At 40.6% G+C, this 17,956-nt stretch carries 18 protein-coding genes and 1 pseudogene; all 19 read right to left on the bottom strand.

Annotation, left to right across the window (positions count from 1 at the left end; genetic code table 11):
• Nucleotides 1–72 (bottom strand): annotated as a pseudogene (locus HT730_RS08855) (tetracycline resistance determinant leader peptide); the annotation flags it as partial.
• Between the two features lie 244 nt (nt 73–316).
• Nucleotides 317–1,249 (bottom strand): conjugal transfer protein, encoded by a 933-nt coding sequence (locus HT730_RS08860; protein ID WP_173307375.1) that lies wholly within the window; start codon nt 1,247–1,249, stop codon nt 317–319.
• Entirely contained in the window at nt 1,246–2,247 is a 1,002-nt protein-coding gene (locus HT730_RS08865) for a bifunctional lysozyme/C40 family peptidase (protein ID WP_000769862.1), read from the bottom strand. The genes HT730_RS08860 and HT730_RS08865 overlap by 4 nt, the downstream gene beginning before the upstream one ends.
• A complete protein-coding gene (locus HT730_RS08870) occupies nt 2,244–4,421 on the bottom strand; it encodes a YtxH domain-containing protein (protein ID WP_173307376.1) in 2,178 nt (725 codons plus the stop codon). Before HT730_RS08870 ends, HT730_RS08865 begins: the two co-directional genes overlap by 4 nt.
• Nucleotides 4,422–4,423: 2 nt before the next feature.
• Nucleotides 4,424–6,871 carry an ATP-binding protein gene (locus HT730_RS08875; protein WP_000331160.1) on the bottom strand — a complete coding sequence of 816 codons (2,448 nt, stop codon included), beginning with the start codon at nt 6,869–6,871 and terminating at the stop codon, nt 4,424–4,426.
• On the bottom strand, nt 6,855–7,247 hold the full coding sequence (locus HT730_RS08880; RefSeq protein ID WP_000723888.1) for a conjugal transfer protein: 393 nt from the start codon (nt 7,245–7,247) through the stop codon (nt 6,855–6,857). The genes HT730_RS08875 and HT730_RS08880 overlap by 17 nt, the downstream gene beginning before the upstream one ends.
• An 88-nt stretch (nt 7,248–7,335) precedes the next feature.
• Nucleotides 7,336–7,833 carry an antirestriction protein ArdA gene (locus HT730_RS08885; RefSeq protein ID WP_010712901.1) on the bottom strand — a complete coding sequence of 166 codons (498 nt, stop codon included), beginning with the start codon at nt 7,831–7,833 and terminating at the stop codon, nt 7,336–7,338.
• Nucleotides 7,834–7,949: 116 nt separating this feature from the next.
• Nucleotides 7,950–8,171 (bottom strand): hypothetical protein, encoded by a 222-nt coding sequence (locus HT730_RS08890; RefSeq protein WP_001009056.1) that lies wholly within the window; start codon nt 8,169–8,171, stop codon nt 7,950–7,952.
• Between the two features lie 42 nt (nt 8,172–8,213).
• The gene (mobT, locus tag HT730_RS08895; RefSeq protein ID WP_000398284.1) at nt 8,214–9,419 is read right to left on the bottom strand and encodes a MobT family relaxase; all 1,206 of its coding nucleotides are present in this window, start codon (nt 9,417–9,419) and stop codon (nt 8,214–8,216) included.
• 22 nt (nt 9,420–9,441) lie between these two features.
• Entirely contained in the window at nt 9,442–9,594 is a 153-nt protein-coding gene (locus tag HT730_RS08900; RefSeq protein ID WP_000879507.1) for a hypothetical protein, read from the bottom strand.
• Between the two features lie 2 nt (nt 9,595–9,596).
• Complete coding sequence (locus tag HT730_RS08905; protein WP_050077837.1) at nt 9,597–10,820, bottom strand: FtsK/SpoIIIE domain-containing protein; 1,224 nt, start codon at nt 10,818–10,820, stop codon at nt 9,597–9,599.
• A gap of 28 nt (nt 10,821–10,848) precedes the next feature.
• Nucleotides 10,849–11,235, bottom strand: a complete 387-nt coding sequence (locus HT730_RS08910) for a YdcP family protein (protein WP_000985015.1) — start codon at nt 11,233–11,235, stop codon at nt 10,849–10,851.
• Between the two features lie 15 nt (nt 11,236–11,250).
• Complete coding sequence (locus tag HT730_RS08915; protein ID WP_000420682.1) at nt 11,251–11,565, bottom strand: YdcP family protein; 315 nt, start codon at nt 11,563–11,565, stop codon at nt 11,251–11,253.
• Nucleotides 11,566–11,880: 315 nt separating this feature from the next.
• Nucleotides 11,881–12,648: an Rgg/GadR/MutR family transcriptional regulator gene (locus HT730_RS08920; RefSeq protein WP_173307377.1), complete on the bottom strand. Its 768-nt coding sequence runs from the start codon at nt 12,646–12,648 to the stop codon at nt 11,881–11,883.
• 130 nt (nt 12,649–12,778) lie between these two features.
• Nucleotides 12,779–13,471, bottom strand: coding sequence for a methionine ABC transporter permease (locus HT730_RS08925; protein ID WP_000444647.1), 693 nt, complete (start codon nt 13,469–13,471; stop codon nt 12,779–12,781).
• Nucleotide 13,472: 1 nt separating this feature from the next.
• On the bottom strand, nt 13,473–14,534 hold the full coding sequence (locus tag HT730_RS08930; protein WP_173307378.1) for a methionine ABC transporter ATP-binding protein: 1,062 nt from the start codon (nt 14,532–14,534) through the stop codon (nt 13,473–13,475).
• Nucleotides 14,527–15,900, bottom strand: coding sequence for a M20/M25/M40 family metallo-hydrolase (locus tag HT730_RS08935; RefSeq protein WP_173307379.1), 1,374 nt, complete (start codon nt 15,898–15,900; stop codon nt 14,527–14,529). Before HT730_RS08935 ends, HT730_RS08930 begins: the two co-directional genes overlap by 8 nt.
• Before the next feature lie 99 nt (nt 15,901–15,999).
• Nucleotides 16,000–16,854: a MetQ/NlpA family ABC transporter substrate-binding protein gene (locus HT730_RS08940; protein ID WP_069288541.1), complete on the bottom strand. Its 855-nt coding sequence runs from the start codon at nt 16,852–16,854 to the stop codon at nt 16,000–16,002.
• A 153-nt stretch (nt 16,855–17,007) separates the two neighbouring features.
• The gene (locus HT730_RS08945) at nt 17,008–17,838 is read right to left on the bottom strand and encodes an amino acid ABC transporter substrate-binding protein (protein ID WP_173307380.1); all 831 of its coding nucleotides are present in this window, start codon (nt 17,836–17,838) and stop codon (nt 17,008–17,010) included.
• Between the last annotated feature and the right edge of the window lie 118 nt (nt 17,839–17,956).

Consider the following 17,956-nt stretch of genomic DNA (forward strand, 5'->3'; position numbering starts at 1 on the left):
ATCACTGGGATTTTTATGCATAACCATAGGCATACAAAGCATACAGATATTCTCCGGATACTTTAGAATCACATGATAAAGGTATTCTTAAACTGGGTACAAAAAACTAAGCCCTCCTAAAAAAGGACATCCAATTATTTGTTCCCACTATCAAATTGACAGTTTATTTAAGAATACCTTGCCGCATATTTATTAACTCCTTTTAAATAGATACTTAAATTATAGCACGTAAGAGCATATTTGTAAAGGAATCTCCAATTTTTTATCAAAGAGAGTACGTGATTACAAAATAGCTGTAATAATGTACCAATATTTGTTATTCTATAATCTTCCAATTACTCCCGTTCTTTTCAAGTACCAAATCAAATTGAGATACCTGCGTTGCTTTGGTCTGCTGGTCGATATACTCCACTGTCAGCGATACCGTGACTTGATTATCCTTACGATTGTAAATAGGATTTACCAGTTCTTGAAAGATGTACTCTTTTCCGATTGGTTTTAATATCCCGTCATTCACATAGTAGGAAAGTTCACTGGCTGTCGCTGTAGGATAGAGCTTGAAGAACGTCGTTAAAAACTCATTGATTTCATTGGTTGTAATGGAATCAACCGTCCCCTCACTTTCAATAGCTTTTGGTTTATAGTCTGATTTCTTTGGTATGTTGGTAATGGTCGGATTCTTAACCAGTACCATATTTCCAGAACCATCTACATAGACACTCACTATATAAGCAGAGTGGACGGTCTTTGTATTTTCTCCCTCTGTAATGAGCTGGTCTACACTGTAGGTTACATTAAACTCATTGTCGCCAGTTGGCTCTACCGTCCATATCTGAAATCCTCTTACAGAAGACGATACAGGAATATCTTTGCGTACTGTATCAACATTGAGAGCTTGAAGTTCATCTGTCAGATAGCCTTTTAGACTTTCCATTCGATTATCAATGGACTTATCGGATTGCTCCCATGAATAGTAGACTTTCGCAAAGTTCTCTACAAAATTTTCTACATGATGAGTATCAACGTATTCCTTTTCTATGATAGTTGTTTCGTGAATAGTATGAGTATCTATAGCTGTAAAGTGCTTGAATATCGCAAAGCTGAAACTAAGCCCTAAAAGTACCCACAAGGCAATCACAACCTTTTTATGAGGATTGACCTTATAGACACGAGGTTTCTTTTCCTTTGGTATCTGTTTTTCTTTATTCTGATTTTTTCTAAATTTCATCATTAAATCTTCCTTTCTCATTGTTTGATTCGTCCTGCTCCCACTAAATGCTGTTGCCAGTAGGGGCTTGTTAAGTCGGCATAACCGATTGGGTCGCCTGCATGAAACATACGGTTATTGCCAAGGTATATCCCAACATGAGTAATATAAGAGCCAGCGTTATAGGTAGAATGAAAGAAAACCAAATCGCCAGCTTGTGCTTCCGATAGTGGGATATGCTGGGTCACATCATATTGCTGTTGTGCGGTTCGTGGTAAGTTAATTCCAGCTTTTCCATACGTCCATTGTGTCAGTCCGCTACAATCAAAAGAAGTAGTCGGGGAAGCTCCACCGTAAACGTATCGCCAGCCCTCATATTTCAGTGCTTCGTCCATGATGGCTTGTACCGTATCATCATCAAACTCTGTTGTGACAAGATACTGCGTTACCAGTTGCACATAAAACATATTGCCATAGTTGTATCGCCAGCCCCCATTGATAGGTATGGCTATGGGATTGGGGTAAGACACTTTTTCGCCACCTGAATACTCTTTTGAGAAACTTTGAGCCAGTTCAAAGGTATATTTATTTCCACGATTAGCCACATACCCTAAGAAACCACCACCATAATTGTAGGACTGGATAACCGATTCTAAATCTACACTGAGCCTTTCGCTACTGGCTAATAATTCACTGAAATACTTCACACCTTGCTTAATGGATTCTTCTGTACTCAATGAATTAGGTGGAAGACCGAGGGATTCCGAGGACTGCATAACATCTTCCGCAGTACCGCCCGATTCCACCTGTATAATCGCAAGAAGTATATTGACGTATTCTTCAATTCCATATTCTTTGGCAACTTTTTCTACCATAGGCTTATGAGCCAGCACTTCTGCGGAAACATCCACACCGCCATAGTGAATGTTGGAAAAACCGCCATCTTGTTCATCTGAAAATAAAATGGCGACAAACAGAAGCAGTGAGAAGACCATCAAGAATAATCCAGAACCACCAATCACTAAAGTTTTCAACTTCATGGTTTCTTACCGACTTTCTTAATGGTGGCGGTTTTGATTGGTGGTCTACTTCTTGTATTTTGTAGTGGTACTCTTTGAACAGTAGACTGACGTTCTTTTGTGATTGGACGTTGTGAAGTTCTATCTGCTGTAGTGGTTGAAGTTGCTGGCTTTTGAACGGTTTTTTCTTGAACGGTATTGCCTTGGCGTTCCACTTTTGGACTTGAAAAATCGGACTTAACTGCTGGACGCTCTTGTTTGGCTTGTTGAGATTCCTTATATGAAGTCTGAATATTAGACTGTTTTGAGGTCTGTTCATCATGATATTGTTCTTGTCTTGTAGTCGGTCTTTCATGAACAGAAGAAGCAGGCTGTTTTTTCTGTTTGACCTGTTCCATTTCAGAGCGACGCTTCGCAATGGTTTTTCGCCTTTGTTCCTGCTGTTCCTTGCGTCCACTGGCTCTGTCCGCTTTGGTTTGAGAAATACTACTGGTTAAATCACGGACATTCTCTTTTACTTTGGATTTTCCTTGATATACTGCATATCTTGCATTGGTCGGCAAATCTTTAACCTGTTCTTTCAAACCACTAGCAGTGTCTACCATTCTGTCTTTGGTATCAGCTACTGTACCGATGGTTTGACCGATACGTTTTCCAAGTGTTGATTTTTCCTTTCCGTCTGGTCGGGAGTGATCTGCTTGTGTCCTTGCAGAACTCCCCGAACCCGACTGTCCTTTTTTACCTGTAACAATGGCAGACCCAGCCCCTAGAGTAGTCATGGAACGTCCAAGTTTCCGCTGTAGACGGTGCATGTGAGCGTGCATAAGCATACGAGGTTTTCTCATCACACGACTTCCCACACTTTGAGAATCGTTACTCTGTAGAGAAAACATACTCATTAAATCGCCCAGCTTGAAGTAGATTCCTGCAAAGGTCACAATCTGTAGAAAAGCAATCAAAAAGAACGGATAACCAGCCGATAAGGTATAGAGCATGGTTGAAATACTAAATGCTGTCGTAATAATCAATGTGATTCCAGCTCGTGTCAAAATGGTATTAAAGAGCTTTGTTATGGCTCGTTTTGACATACCATCAAATGATGGAATCATGCTTAAAATAAAGCTCACAGGCAGAAACATAGCATAGATGATAAAAAGTACCTGCGAGAAAATCATGATTCCTGTTAATAGGAATACAAATATGGAAATCCCAATATTGAAGACAAATAGGAAGAAGACTGTACCTAAACGGTTAATGGTCTTTGTAATGGTTAGATTGGTATTGCTTCTGTCTTCAATTTCTTCCGCAACAATTTTTTCTCTGTCTTCGCCATTGTTGGAATCTGGGCTGGTGGAGAGCAGGCTTTCCACACGGTCAATACCGATACTTTCAATGTCTGAACTGTTGTATTGAAGCAGTAGCCACGGTTGCTGAACCTGTATGGAAAACAGGCTATCTCTGATTAAGTCCACGCTGTCCTTGCCTTGACTATCGGAATGGGGCATGACAATCTTCGTGCCAAGTGATAAACTGGCATTACTGATGTCTGATGAAAAGTCATTGATTTTTTTAATGTAGTCGGGAGCGTAGGCAATAAAGGAAGCCGATAGGATAAACACCAGCACAAAATTCATAATGGCATGAATTGCCTTTGTGGTTTCTCTCTTTATCAGTCCCGTATAGGCAACATAAACCCCAAGAACCAAAATCAAGAGTAAGAGGAATCCAACATAGAAACCCTCTGTTGAAAATCCGTTTGCACTCACACCAGCTAAGGTCTGCATATTCTTACCAATGGAATCTGCTGTAGCGGAAATGAAGTCTAAGGAATAGGCTTCCTGTACTAAGTAACCTGTCGCATTGGAAACATACAAACTGATTGTCCAAATAAAATTGGTAATGGCATATAGTCCATACATGACCTGTTTTCCAATCCCGTCCGACCAGTTCCACGGAAGCCAGCCCCAGCTATTATCCACATAAAAATCCAGTTGATAGTTTTCAAGTGGGTATCGGCTGTATTCATTTGCCACATTGACCGTATCATCTACCAAGCCCGCAGCTTGAACCACCGTTCCCAGCATGGCTAAAAGAAAAATGGCAATCACAAGTGTGAAAGCCACTGTCATTGCCACTTTACCTAGACGTTTCAGCGTCCAGTTTGATTTTATTCTGTTTACTATTGATGGTTTCACATTTACACCTCTTTTCGCACAGGTGGTCTGGTATCAAAGGCATGGAGCAGTTCTTCAAATACAGGGTGGAACTGTATCACACCGACACGACCATATAAATCACTGATAAGGCATTGCCCGTTTTCCAAATCACGCAATCGCTTCTGATTGTTTTCGTCCTCTGGGTCTACACCAAAAAAGGCTAAGGTCTTTTTAATCTCGTTAAGGTCAGTGGAACGAAATGCAAATTTTAAGCCGAGGTTATTTTTCAGTTTTTCATCTAAGAGGTCGTCTGTATTTTGGGTCACGAAATATACCCCAGCGTTCATAGCACGACCAGCCCGAACCAGCTTCATAGATAGTGTTTTTCCTTGTGCTACCTGTAAAAAGCTCCATGCTTCGTCTAAATCTACAATCTTGAAAATGCTTCGGTCTGTATGGATAAAGTCTAAAGCAAAGGTACTAATGACAATCAGCATAGCAACGGATAAAAGCTCCATAGTGGTATATTCCTCAAAGGAAGTTTCCTTGTCGGGAAGTACCAAGTCCGCAACCTGTATAATGTTCAGTTGTTTTTCTAAGCTGATAGACTGCTCCACATAACCATTACTGAATAATAAATGTGCAAAGTCATAGTCTGTAAAACTTTCGATATGGTCGGCTATACTGGTACTTAGTGGCGTATTCTCAACCCGTAATTCCTCAATCACTTTCATCAACCCTCGTACTTCACTATTGGTTACTGCACGAATGGCTTTTCTAAGGATTGGGAAGCGTTCCCCATCACGAGAGGAAATCCCCGTAAGGAATGTCAGAATATCAATAGCCAGTGATTCAGAATCTTTGGGATTTTTCATAATCACATAAGGGTCAAGTAAGCCTTTGTTTTTCTCATCAGAAGTCAGAGTGACGATATTGATTTCATGGGAAATCTCTGGCAAGGTTTCTTTCCATCTGCCACGTTCTGCTTTTGGGTCTACAATCACTGCTTGTGCCCCATAAAGCACCGCATAATAGACGATAAGGTTATTCGCAAAGGATTTACCACCACCCAGCGAACCAACAAAAGCCGACGCTAACGCATTGGTTACTGAACCCTTAACCCCTTGACTGGCAAGAGCAGGTTTCAGATAGACATTGCGTCCAGTATCTAAGCTGTAGCCAACATAAATCCCCTCATTTTCCCCCAGCATTTGAGTAGCACCAAAACCTAAACCAGCGAGGAAATCAGAGGTCACGTATTGAATATAATCATTCATATAACGCTTGCTGGCAGGTAAAAATTCTTCATGTAAGCCGAGCATATCCCCAAATGGTCGTACCAGTTTTACGCTTAAATCGTCATAAAAATCTTTCACTTCATTACAACGACGTTTGAGTTCGTCAAGATCATTTGCTGATACCCTTACCACATAAGACAGCTTGTACATAGATTCCTTGCTTTGGTCTAAATTGGTTTCCAGCTCATTCACACTTTCCAGAGCTTCCGCCACATTGGAGCTGGTTTCATTATCACTTTGCCAAGCGTGGTTATCCAAGTCTTTCAGTTCTTTCTTTTTATTGCGGACAGTAGATAGGGCTTTACGATTCGCTACAATTTCCACATTCATTGACGTATCAATCGGGAATGTAAATTGCTGTTGCTGGTAGTAGAAGATTTCAGAGGACGGGAAGTCCAGTTCTCCGACAATGCTGTTAATGGTAAAGTAAGCTACATAGACGGTTTCATCTTCCTGCTGGATTTTCAAATATCGCTGTTTTTCTTCCACCAAACAGCGAGTAGGCTTAATCAAGTCATAGTATTTAATCAGCGTTTCATTATCCAGCTTTTTCTTTGATAGATGGTACTCATACTCTTCATAGGCAGTGCCTGTCTGTCCGTAAAGGTGTTCAATCAGATAGCCGAAGTCGTCCTTATCTAACCTGCGGATTTTGAAACGACGAGAGATTTTATTTTCTAAGAGCTTTTCCATCTTCTGAAAACGCAGGATTTCATCATTACTCATACTAACAAAATCGCCCATCAGCTTATGGTTCACATCATAGACAAAATCAGACAAAGCATTTTTTGCTTCAACGGTAAGACTTTTCATAGAAAACTCCTGATCGTTGAGAAGCAACTTAAAGCCGATAAAGAAACGGTAGTTCACTTGATTTTCGCCAATCATGGATATTAAAGCGTCTGTCTGTTGGTCGATTTTGTCATAGGCAACCGCTTTGAGCTTGCCAGTGACTTCATTTTTGGAACGCTCTTGTGCAGAACGTATGCTGGATTCTGTACTGATTTGTAAAGCATGAATTTTGCCATCACGATTTTGTGCGATAAGCTGTCTGAAAGAATCATGCACTTGTATTTTCTGTTCTGGACTTAGAAATGAGTAATTGTAAGGAACAAGCTCATAGTAAGCATAACATTCCCCGTCTTTATTCCAGACGAGATTGTTTTCAATGTATTTAATTGGATATGCCATAAAATTCACTCCTAACTGCTGTAATGGCTTCTTGTGGCTGGTTTCTGCCAAGCGTTACTTTTTTTCCTGCATAGGTCAGCTTTGGTCGCAGTGCATAAGCAATGACAGACTTCAAAAATCCATAAGGCTTTTTACCATCAAAAGTTTTTGTAGACATAAACCATGTGAAAGCCACAGGAATCCCAAAGTATTTGAGAAATGCTCCCTCTATCATGGAAAGAGGGGGCAAGTTGCCAAGTATCATCACTGCAAAGAGTGACACGACAAACCATGTCATTTGCGTAAAGGTTATGGGAAACGGAAGTCTAAAATCATTGATAGAATACAGTACCTTTTCCACAGACCAGATACTGGTATAGCTTCGTATTTTCTTCATGTAATCAATCCTTTCATAAAAAATAGGGGTAGCTGATTGAGCCACCCCGTAAAATAGAAAATCTGCCAGTAGTAATGTACCGACAGATTTAATAGACGATTTCAAAAATCCCATGATTGGTTGAGATAAACGTTCCTGAAAGGTCTAAATCCCGACCATAGGCTTGATAATCAATATAGTTTTGAAGACTAGCTGGTACTTCGCCTAAAGCACCCGTTTCTTCAATGTAGTAGCGTGCCACGTCATACATATCATCACAATCGGAATGAATGATAATATCCTCTTGATGTTCGCTTAGTTCTTCAATGCTTGAAAAATGAGTGAGCAGAGCAGATAGCTCCGATTGTAATTCTTCGGGTAATTCCGATACCATTTCCCATAGTCGATTGAGTTCGCCAATGGAAGTGTATTCGTCAACCGTAAAGGGTAACTCGTAGTCATGAATGGCGTATTCCTCATATTCATTATTCAAGCCGATTTTCTCTTTGACTTCCTCAAAGTCAATGGGAAAGGTAAACCACGCACCGACCAATTCGCCCTCATTGTATTTGCCTAAATTCGCAATATAGACTTGCATATCGTCCATATATTCACGTCCTTTCTTTGTAGAGATTCAAAAATCCCTACCGCACTTCGTTTGGTGTACCATTCCTTTGCGGAACATAAGAAAACCACTTATATTCCACAAAAGAACGGTTTTATTTAAGCACCAATAATGCGATTGAATAGCTCTAGTAAAATGTCTTTTACTCCAGCAGCGTTGAAGACTAAGCCAACCGCAATAATCGCAATAATTAAAAAGCCAATCAGTTTGCTAAACTCACGCTTGAAGCCAAGATACAAGCCAATCACAACGATTGCTAAAAGCACCAGTGATTGAGCGTTTGATAGAAACCAGTTATAAAGGTTTTGTCCAAAATTCATAAAAATGTTCTCCTCTCTATATTCAATGAATTTGTATTTGAGTTATTTTTTTGTTGTTATCACGTCCTGTTCTTTTACTGACTGTTGCTTCAAAATCTGCTTGTGTCGGTCTGTCAGTTTCGCATGGTCGAGAATGTCTTTTACAACCTGCGTCTGGTTGATTTCATCAAGTTTAATCGCAACCTTTAAGGTCGGGGCAACTTGATGAGATAGCCAGTTCAGCGTCCTTTGGAAGGAGTAAGGCTCTGGTTTTGTGGTTAGTTTTAATCGTTCACGATTGTTCCCAATAAACCAAGCCCATTCTTCATTCAGTTTCCAATCAGAACGAGGTTTGGAATCGTCTTTATCTACAAAACGGATATACCGATTGATAATTTTAAAGGCGGTATGCTCTGGATTGTCATAGACGAGTAAATCACGGACTGCATAATAGGCACGCTCATTTTTCAATCGAATCTCAAAACGGTTTTTTACTTCTGCGTCTTCAATGGGAATATCATTTTTCTTGTACTGCTCGTAGTCCTTTTCATAGATACAGAAATAAACTTCACTTTGTAATGAACCGATATAGAGGGTGTTTCCCATACATTCCTTTTCCTCTTTGCGTACCAGTTCGCCACTGCGATAGCTTTTAAAACTGCGGAAGACGGAGATACATTCTTCCTGTTGGCACTTTTCAGTGAGTACAGGGATATTCAAAATCCCTGTCTTATCGTTAATGGCAAGGTCAAGGCGTTTCATCACACCGCCAGCCACCAAAACGTCCATAAAGAACTCATACCAGCTTCTTTGTTGTGCCAGAAGATAGCTTTCAAATTGTCTGCACCCACGACCTTTCAATTCCACCAGAACTCCTTTGTCCAGTTCATGGGAGCAAAGGACGAATATGTCGCCTAAAGCATAATGCTCTGAATAAGAATAGAAACCATAGTCCTCATGAAGAAAATAGGACAGTTTCAGTTGTAAGATGTTTTCGACCACCTGCTGTACGTCTGTTGTCGGAAAGCGAATCCTTACATAATCAAACAGCATTTCAAGGGGAGCGTCGGGATTGAAGCGTTCCAGAGCTTCCCAAAGGGACTGCTGTAAATCCTCTGATGGCTTGACTTTTCCTGTTTCAATATCGCTTAGATACTGCCTTGTAATACCAGTCGCAACAGCTAAACGGTTTTGAGATAGTCCATAAGCCAAGCGTTTTTCTTTTAAATGCTGTAACCAAGTTTGTTCATTCAGTAAAAATCCCTCCAATCAAAAAGGCGTATGTCAACTTTTAAAGCCCATTTGACATACGCTGAAATTTTGTAAATCCCTTGTAACCAAAGGATTTTCTAATGTTTTTTTGACTGTTTCCTGTCGATTTGTACCCCCCTGTTAGATACGGGGGGTTAAGTGCTGGCGTGGCTATTGCCACACCAGCCAGCAAGATCAGTCCACACCTGCGACTTCCGCTTCGCACGTCGCCTGCGTGGACTGTCTGCTGTTGGATAACTTTTTAATTTCCTCCAAGAAATCATATCCTTTTGGTACAAGGGGAGTATAAAACTCTGATATGACACTTGTTCCTACATCAACATAGCCACGACCTTTGATTCGCTTTAAGAAGAAATCCTTTTGTACGTCACTGCCAAACATCATGCCATAGCCCATTTCAGACATACGACCTAAAGCCACTCTGAAATTAAACTGATCACGGATTCCGTCGCCTAAATATTTTGCGTCTGGACGTTGACAAGCCAGTATTAGAAAGAAGCCAGCTTGACGACCTAACATGACAATCTGTTTCAGCTTATTCATAACTGCGGTGTTTTCTTTTGTTCCCAGCATTTCCATGAAAGCGACGTATTCATCAAAGATTAAGAAGTGTGCCGGGAGACCTAAGTAAGCATAATTTTTGCCAGTCTTATAGTTCTTCATCTGCTTCATTTCCTCACTACGTTTCATCATTTCTTCATAGAATGTTTCAATGCAAGAAAGCAAGTCTTCTTTTCTATAGTAGACATTTGCCATCACAGAACCTAAGTCCGCAAGGTCAGCATTTTTCGGGTCAAGAATATACAGTTTTGAATCTGTATGAAGCAAGGCTTCAATCAGTGTCAGTATAAAGTAAGTTTTACCGCCACCTGTACCACCAGCAATCAACATATGAGGGAGCTTATCATATTCCCACCATACGTTTTTCATTAAGCGAAGTTTACCATCTTTAGCTTCTACTTCATCAATAGAAATACGACTGGCTATGGTGTCATAGAGCAAAGTATATTCCACATAGGAATCCTTTAACTCTTTATCCGTCAGCTCACAGTACAAGCCACTCTCTAATTTCTTTTCCAAGTGTAAGAGTTGGTCTTGATATTTTCCCAGCGTGATTTCCACCCGTATCTGTATCAAGCCATTTTTAAGTCGATAATACATTTTAGGGAAGTAGGTTATCTTTTCCTTTGTACGACCAGCACTATCTTTAAAGAAACCCTCTGTTTTGACCTGTTCAGATTCATACCACTTGTTTTCAAGTATCATCTTTGCCAGTTTTTGACGGTGGTAAAGTTGTTTAACCGTATCATAGCGAACCCGTTTGAATACAAACGCTATCGTAAAATGAAAGACTAAATCTTTACCAGATGGGCGAATCCTTTTACCACGCTGTTTCATGCGAAAAAGTCTCCTTTCTACCTAGCGACTATTTGTCTTGTGTCGGTTCTTTCTTTGCTTGTGGTTGAGCTTTGAATGAACTAGAATCCTTTGTCAGCACAATATCGTCTGCCTTGATATACCAGTCAACATCTGCTCCTTGATAGGTGGCAGTAGCAACGGTGTCCGCAATGGGATTGATAAGTTCCACCCGTGCGTTATAATCAAACTCTTTCAAAGGCACGCTGGCAGGAATACTTACTTGAATCATGCGTCCTTGTCCTTTGGATTTTAAGTCATAGGTACGTTCCTTGATTTCATCTGAAACCGACCCGTCTTCATTTTGGATTCTCACTTCACGACGTAGAGCAGAGAATTTCAATTCTCCAAAAGTCGTGTCTTTATCTAATACAATGCCATTTGCTAATCTCATCATTTTTCCTCTCTTTCTTTATTCTTTTATCATGTCGTCAGCATGTAAAAGGTAATTTGTAAAACCACGAGTGCCGATTTTGTAGCCCTCTGCGGTAATACGTGGATTGACTAACTTCACACGTTCCTCAAAGCCGAAATGTTTTTCGCCAGCTTCAGCAGGAAGCACCACCACAATATCATCTGCTCTTTGAACATCAGAATAGAGATTATAGCTTCTTGATAAGACAGTTAGCCGTCCGTTGATTCTTCGCTGAACGACTTTATCCTCGCCAGCAAATTCTAAATTGCCGAATGTTTTTTCCATGTTGGGAATCACAAATTTAAGTTCCATATTTTTACCTATCCTTTCTTTTTTATTGGCTGAATGAATGTTTGATGGTCTTAAAGAGTGGGGAACGACCTTTTGATTCTTGATTTTTTGTTTTCATAAGTTCACTTCCTTTCAAAATCGGGTAAAAAAATAGACACCTCATTTTTTGAAGTGTCTACCTATTAAATATTCAAATTTTATTGGAAGTATCTTTATATCTTCACTTTTCAAGGATAAATCGTCGTATCAAAGCTCATTCATAAGTAGTAAATTAGTAGTAAATTGAGTGGTTTTGACCTTGATAAAGTGTGATAAGTCCAGTTTTTATGCGGATAACTAGATTTTTATGCTATTTTTTACATTAAAAATAGTATCATAATACCCTTTAGCAATCATATAAATGATTTTAAGATAAGCTTGAGATTCTGGCAATTCTCGTTTTTCAATCTGAAAGATAAAATAATCTGCTTTTAATTTATCCTTTTCCTCTATTGCTTTAAAGAGTCCATTAATTAAAATGGTGTCAATACCAACTTTGTTACTAGGTAAAGAACCTAATAAATCTGTCTTTTGTAACATCTCCCTAGAATATTTAAAGTAGAGGGGCAGAGGAAACAAAGTAGAAATCGTTGAAAATAGTTCCAATTCATAATTTCCCCAGATGTCAATAGTAAAAAAATAGTCATAGAGAAAAGTCAGTTCTTCATCCGTTGCTCTTATTTCTGAATCAAAAAACACAAGAAGGCTTTTGATACGAATCATTTGTAAAAGATAGCTTGTTTCACCACTTGATCTATACTTTTGAGTCGTCTCTTCATACAAGGAGTGTAGAGAATCAATCCCTTCTCTGTCATACAGATTCCAGAGATTTTCTTGAAAAGCTAAAGCCTTTTTCTGAGAAAAACCACGTACCAAGTACATGAATTCATTCAAATCAGAGTGGATGTTATCTAAGGCAGTAATCAATTTCATAGATGATAAGTCTGCTTCTCCACGCTCAAATTTGCTCAGCATGGAATAAGTAAACTCTCCTCCCGTCGCCTCCTGTAGAGATACATTCCGACTCTTTCTCAATTCTTTAAAAACTTCTCCCAGATTTTGCATATTGACTCCCCACAATTCTTAACTCTCTTACTCATAAAAGTAACAATCGATAGTAGCTAGTACAGAGAATTTTAAGTCTTGACTATAACGACAACTCCTATGAATGATGTACAGATTGCCTAACTCTTTTTTATTTATGGCTCAATTTCTTAGTCAAGAAATCTCCCAAGAATTGGATTGCAAAGATAATCAAAATGATAATGATGGTTGCCAAGATAGTCACATCGTGATTGTAGCGATTAAATCCATAAGCGATGGCTACGTTACCGATACCACCAGCACCAACCGCACCAGCCATAGCTGTTTCCCCAACAAGGGAAATCAAGGTCACAGTTGTCACGCGGATCAAATCTGGAAGACCTTCTGATAGGTAAACACCCACGATGTCCCAGAAAGTCGCTCCGCTCGCTTGAGCCGCCTCAATGACACCACCATCTAGCTCAGCCAAGACAACCTGCACTTGACGGGCAAAGAAGGCAAAGACTGCAAAAGATAGGGGTACGATAGCCGCATTTGGACCAATGCTTGTTCCTACGATTAGATGAGAGAAGGGTGACAAGACTGCCAAGAGAATGATAAATGGAACCGCACGGAAAATAGAGGTGATTTTATCCAAAATCCAGAAAACGACTTTATTTTCCAAGACACCACCTGGAGCTGTCAAGACAAGGAAAAGCCCTGCAACCAGTCCTAAGAAACCTCCGATGATAAAGGAAAGAACCGTCATATAAAGGGTTAGGTAGATAGCTGTTCCCCAGCCTGCTTGACCAGCCCAGCCCATTTTATAAACATTTGGTAAATAGGTTTGAATCAATGATTCCATCTTACTGTCCTCCCTTCAATACTTTTAGCTGGACACCAGCCTGACGGATGGCCTCTTGAGCGCTTGCCAAGGCTTCTTTTTCCCCTGACAAGACCACCACCAATTCTCCAACAGGAGTACCATCGAGGATTTCGATATTTCCATAAAGGATATTAGCCGTTACTTGGTAACGCTTGTACAATTCATTCAAAAGTGGCTCGTCTGTTGAAGCCCCTGCATACTTGAGCTGCACCAAAAGGCTGTTTTCAGACAAGTGTTCCACGATTTCTTGCTTCTCGATTTTGACCATGGCTTCGTCAATACCTGTAGCTGTTGAGATAAAGTCTTGGGTCAAGGGTTGTTTAGGGTCTGAGAAGATTTCAAGGACACTACCCTCTTCAATCAAATGTCCGTCCTGCATGACTGCCACACGATTGGCAATGTCTTTGACAATCTGCATTTCATGCGTAATCAAGACAACCGTCAAGCCTAATTTTTGGTTCAAATCTTGCAACAAGACCAAAATCTGCTTGGTTGTCTTAGGGTCAAGGGCAGAAGTAGACTCATCTGAAATCAAGATTTTTGGATCATTGGCTAAGGCACGCGCAATGGCTACACGCTGTTTTTGCCCTCCAGATAGTTGTGAAGGGTAGTTTTCAGCACGGTCTGCTAAGCCAACCAAGTCCAACAACTTAGCTACTTTAGCCTTCTTTTCTTCCTTGCTGAGTCCAGAGTGTTTGAGGGCAAAGGCTACATTCTCCTCTGCAGTCTTCTGGCTCATCAGATTGAAATGCTGGAAAATCATCCCAATATCCTGACGTTTACGACGTAACTGCTCTGCCGTCAAGGTCACCTTACCATCAAAAATCACATCGTCGTCAATGGTAATTTTGCCTGCAGATGGTTTTTGCAAGAGGTTAATTACCCGTACAAGGGTTGATTTCCCTGCTCCAGAATATCCAACGATTCCGTAGATATCCCCTTCTTGGATGTGAATGGTCACATCCTTGACCGCTGTGATGGTTCTCTTCTTTTGGTGAAAAGTCACATCGATCTGATCTAACTTGATAATATCTCTACTCATAGCTTCTAATCAGCTCCTCTACTAATTCAATATGGGTGTAATAATCGGCGATTCGCACATTTTCATCTCCACCGTGGTCTCGGCTATTGGCATTTCCTAGACCGAAGGCTACCATAGGCACCTCTAGGGCATCAAAGACCGTATGCATAGGCCCAGTACCTGCCGTAGTCGGCAAGACTGAAACGCCCTGTGGATAGAATTTCTTGGCCAACTCGATCACATTGAGAATGGCTGGCGCGCTCATATCGCTTCGATAGCTCATCTCTCCCAAGGTATAGTATAATTCTACCCTATTAAAGCCATTTTTGTCTAGCTGTTTCCGAATTTTTTCCAGAACATCATGCGGTTCTAGGCCCGGAACCAGACGAACCTCTAACTTGGCACTGGCTTCTGCAGGCAAAATAGTCTTAACACCCTGACCTTGATAACCAGACTGGATTCCTTCGATATTAAGCGCTGGCTCGAAAAAGAAACGTTTTAGAAAGGCCATCCGCTCCTCCTGTAAGAGAGGCAACTCCAATCCATAGATCCGACTAACTTCCTCTGGGTTTCGTTGACCATAAGTTTCTAGCAAGGCCATTTCTCGTTCATTTGGCTCTTGCACTTCTTCGTACAAGCCTTCAACCAAGATACGGCCATCTGCAGTGCGAAGAGACTGCAGGGCTTGAAGGAGGTACCAAGGAGCTGATTCCACAACCCCGCCATAACTCGAGTGGATATCGACATCAGCGCTTTTCACCTTGGCATCAAAGGTCACAATCCCCTTATTCCCACCAGAAATTTCTAGCTGTTCCAAGGCATTTTTGGTCCCTTGTTCCCAGACCAACAAATCCGCCCCACGGAGTTTATCCGCATGTTTTTCCAGATACTTATCTAGGTCTGTCGAGGCCGATTCCTCCGCACCCTCCATGATAAAGCTGATATTGACAGGCAAATCATCATGGTGCTGCATATATTTTCTCAAAGCACTCAAACGTGCTGTGATATGACCCTTGTCGTCGTCAACCCCACGCCCATACATGAAACCATTGCGGACCGAAAGCGTAAAGGGATCCTCTGTCCAGACCTGATCTCCGTCCGCTGGCACAGTGTCATAGTGGTTATAGAAAATCAAGGTCTTGGCATCTGGACGCGAACTCTTGAAATGCGCCATGACAAAAGGCGCCGTATAAGTCTCATCAATCTCCACTTCAGCCCCAACACGCTTGAAAATCTCACCCAGATAGTTGGCAACTTCTTTGAGACCCACCTGCTGGGCAAAGACTGATTTCTTAGAAATTAAGGTACGCAAAACCTCAAAATAATGCTGGGCTACATGATCCTTTTCAAATTTTTCAATCTGTTCTTGTTCGCTAGGAAAAACCATATTCTCTCTACCTTTCTATGAAACTATAGTCTTCTTTACAATCCATGCTCTATACAAAAGTAAGAGGTGGAATTCTCTCTCCCACCTCCCTGTTTCTTATTACCAAACTGGTTGATCCAAACCGTCTGATGTTTCTTCGATAACTTTTTTCACTTCATCTGTATGGTAAGCTGCAACAACTTTCTTGATAGCATCAGCTTTTGGTGATGACTCCCAATCTTTTTTCGCAACGATGATGTTGTACCATTGTTTTGAGTTTTCATCAGCTTGTTCTTTGAAAAGTGCTTTCTTGTAGTCCAATTTTGCTTCTGTAACGAAGGTATTGTTTACAACGGCAGCGTCAACTGATGACAATGAACGAGCTGTTTGGCTAGCGTCCAATTCAGTGATTTTCAAGTTCTTTGGATTTTCTTTGATATTAGCAACTGTTGCAAGAGCAGTTCCTGAAACGTCCAATTTAATCAAGCCAGCTGATTGAAGCAAGTAAAGCGCACGGCTTTCGTTTGTAGCATCGTTCGGTACAGCGATTTCTCCGTTTGCTGGGATGTCTTCTACTTTAGTGTACTTGTTGTCACTTCCATTCAAACCTGAGTAAAGACGGATTGGAGAGATGTAAGTATCTGCAATCGCTACAAGGTCTTTCCCGTTTTCTTTGTTCCAGTTGTTCAAGAAGTTGTAGTGTTGGAAAGCGTTCAAGTCTACTTCGCCATCAGCAGTTGCCTTGTTTGGTTGTGAGTAGTCTGTGAACTCTGTAAATTCCAAAGTGATTCCGTCTTTTTTAACCAATTCTTGAACTTTATCCCAACGAGCTTCTTCAGAACCGCTACGGTTGACAGTTGCAATTTTGATAGTTGTTGCATTGTCTGCTTTCTTTTCTGAGTTTCCGCAAGCTGCGAGAGCCAAACCTGCGACTGTAGCAAGGGCTGCTAGGCCAAGCCATTTTTTAATTTTCATGATTCTTTCTCCTTAAAAATAATACCGTACTAGTATCTCATACTTTGTTCAATTGCACAAATTGTTATTAGATAATCAGATATATAGTTTAAAACTATATCCCTAAAAACTGAGAAATCACCCATCTTATTCAGAATGGATGATTTCAAGAAATTATTTAATATCAGCTTCTGCTGGTAGGTAAGTGTCTCCAAAGAATTGTTTAGACAATTTTTCAAGCGTTCCATCTTTGTAGAGTTCTTTAATGCGTTTGTCTACAAATGATTTCAACTCATCTTGACCTTGAGCAAGAAGTGGGTAAACGTACGGTTGTTGGTCGCTTGGAAGTTCAATGACTTTCAAGTTATCCAAACCTTGGTTCTTGATCACTGTTTCAACACCGATTTTATCAAAAATCTTATAGTCAAATTGGCCATCGCTCAAACGTACCATGATTTGTTGGAAGTCTGCCTTAGTATAGTTAAGGATAGTTGGGTTGTCTGGGTGTTCAGCGTTGTATGCTTCTAACTGCTTAGCTGATGTAGTAGCTTGAACGACTTCCGTCGATTTTCCACCGATATCAGCGAGAGACTTGATACTAGAGTCATCTTTCTTCACCACAAGGACATTAGGGTTTTGGGCAATTGGTGCGGCATAGAGGTATTTTTCCGCACGTTCTTTAGTGTAGCTCAGATTGTTGACAGCCATATTGTAACGGTCAGCGTCAAGACCTGCAAATACACCTGACCATTCTGTCTTTTCAAACTTGACATCATATTTGTCAGAGTCTTTAAAGATAGCGCGAACCACTTCAATTTCATAACCAGTCAATTCGCCATTTTCTTCATAGATAAATGGTTTTGGCGAGCCATTGGTTGCAACGATGATTTCTTTCTTGCTAGCTGCTGCTCCTTCTTTCTTAGCACCACCTGAGCAAGCCGCAAGCACACCTGCAGCAACAAGCGCAAGGGCCGCAAGAGATGAGTATTTAACAATTTTTTTCATGTCATTTCCTCCAAAATAGAATACCTTATAATCTTAACAGAAAAAGACCATTTACGCCATTATATGATATCTATCTCTGTGATAAGTTTTCTTTATGGCTGATTTATACTCAATGAAA

It is taken from the genome of Streptococcus sp. k-628 (genome assembly GCF_013277475.1).
Classification (GTDB): domain Bacteria; phylum Bacillota; class Bacilli; order Lactobacillales; family Streptococcaceae; genus Streptococcus.

Coding starts and splice junctions, on each gene's coding strand:
- HT730_RS08860 (WP_173307375.1), bottom strand. CDS start 1,249: ATGAGAAAGGAAGATTTAATGATGAAATTTAGAAAAAATCAGAATAAA.
- HT730_RS08865 (WP_000769862.1), bottom strand. CDS start 2,247: ATGAAGTTGAAAACTTTAGTGATTGGTGGTTCTGGATTATTCTTGATG.
- HT730_RS08875 (WP_000331160.1), bottom strand. CDS start 6,871: ATGGCATATCCAATTAAATACATTGAAAACAATCTCGTCTGGAATAAA.
- HT730_RS08880 (WP_000723888.1), bottom strand. CDS start 7,247: ATGAAGAAAATACGAAGCTATACCAGTATCTGGTCTGTGGAAAAGGTA.
- HT730_RS08885 (WP_010712901.1), bottom strand. CDS start 7,833: ATGGACGATATGCAAGTCTATATTGCGAATTTAGGCAAATACAATGAG.
- HT730_RS08890 (WP_001009056.1), bottom strand. CDS start 8,171: ATGAATTTTGGACAAAACCTTTATAACTGGTTTCTATCAAACGCTCAA.
- HT730_RS08905 (WP_050077837.1), bottom strand. CDS start 10,820: ATGAAACAGCGTGGTAAAAGGATTCGCCCATCTGGTAAAGATTTAGTC.
- HT730_RS08910 (WP_000985015.1), bottom strand. CDS start 11,235: ATGATGAGATTAGCAAATGGCATTGTATTAGATAAAGACACGACTTTT.
- HT730_RS08915 (WP_000420682.1), bottom strand. CDS start 11,565: ATGGAACTTAAATTTGTGATTCCCAACATGGAAAAAACATTCGGCAAT.
- HT730_RS08920 (WP_173307377.1), bottom strand. CDS start 12,648: ATGCAAAATCTGGGAGAAGTTTTTAAAGAATTGAGAAAGAGTCGGAAT.
- HT730_RS08925 (WP_000444647.1), bottom strand. CDS start 13,471: ATGGAATCATTGATTCAAACCTATTTACCAAATGTTTATAAAATGGGC.
- HT730_RS08930 (WP_173307378.1), bottom strand. CDS start 14,534: ATGAGTAGAGATATTATCAAGTTAGATCAGATCGATGTGACTTTTCAC.
- HT730_RS08935 (WP_173307379.1), bottom strand. CDS start 15,900: ATGGTTTTTCCTAGCGAACAAGAACAGATTGAAAAATTTGAAAAGGAT.
- HT730_RS08940 (WP_069288541.1), bottom strand. CDS start 16,854: ATGAAAATTAAAAAATGGCTTGGCCTAGCAGCCCTTGCTACAGTCGCA.
- HT730_RS08945 (WP_173307380.1), bottom strand. CDS start 17,838: ATGAAAAAAATTGTTAAATACTCATCTCTTGCGGCCCTTGCGCTTGTT.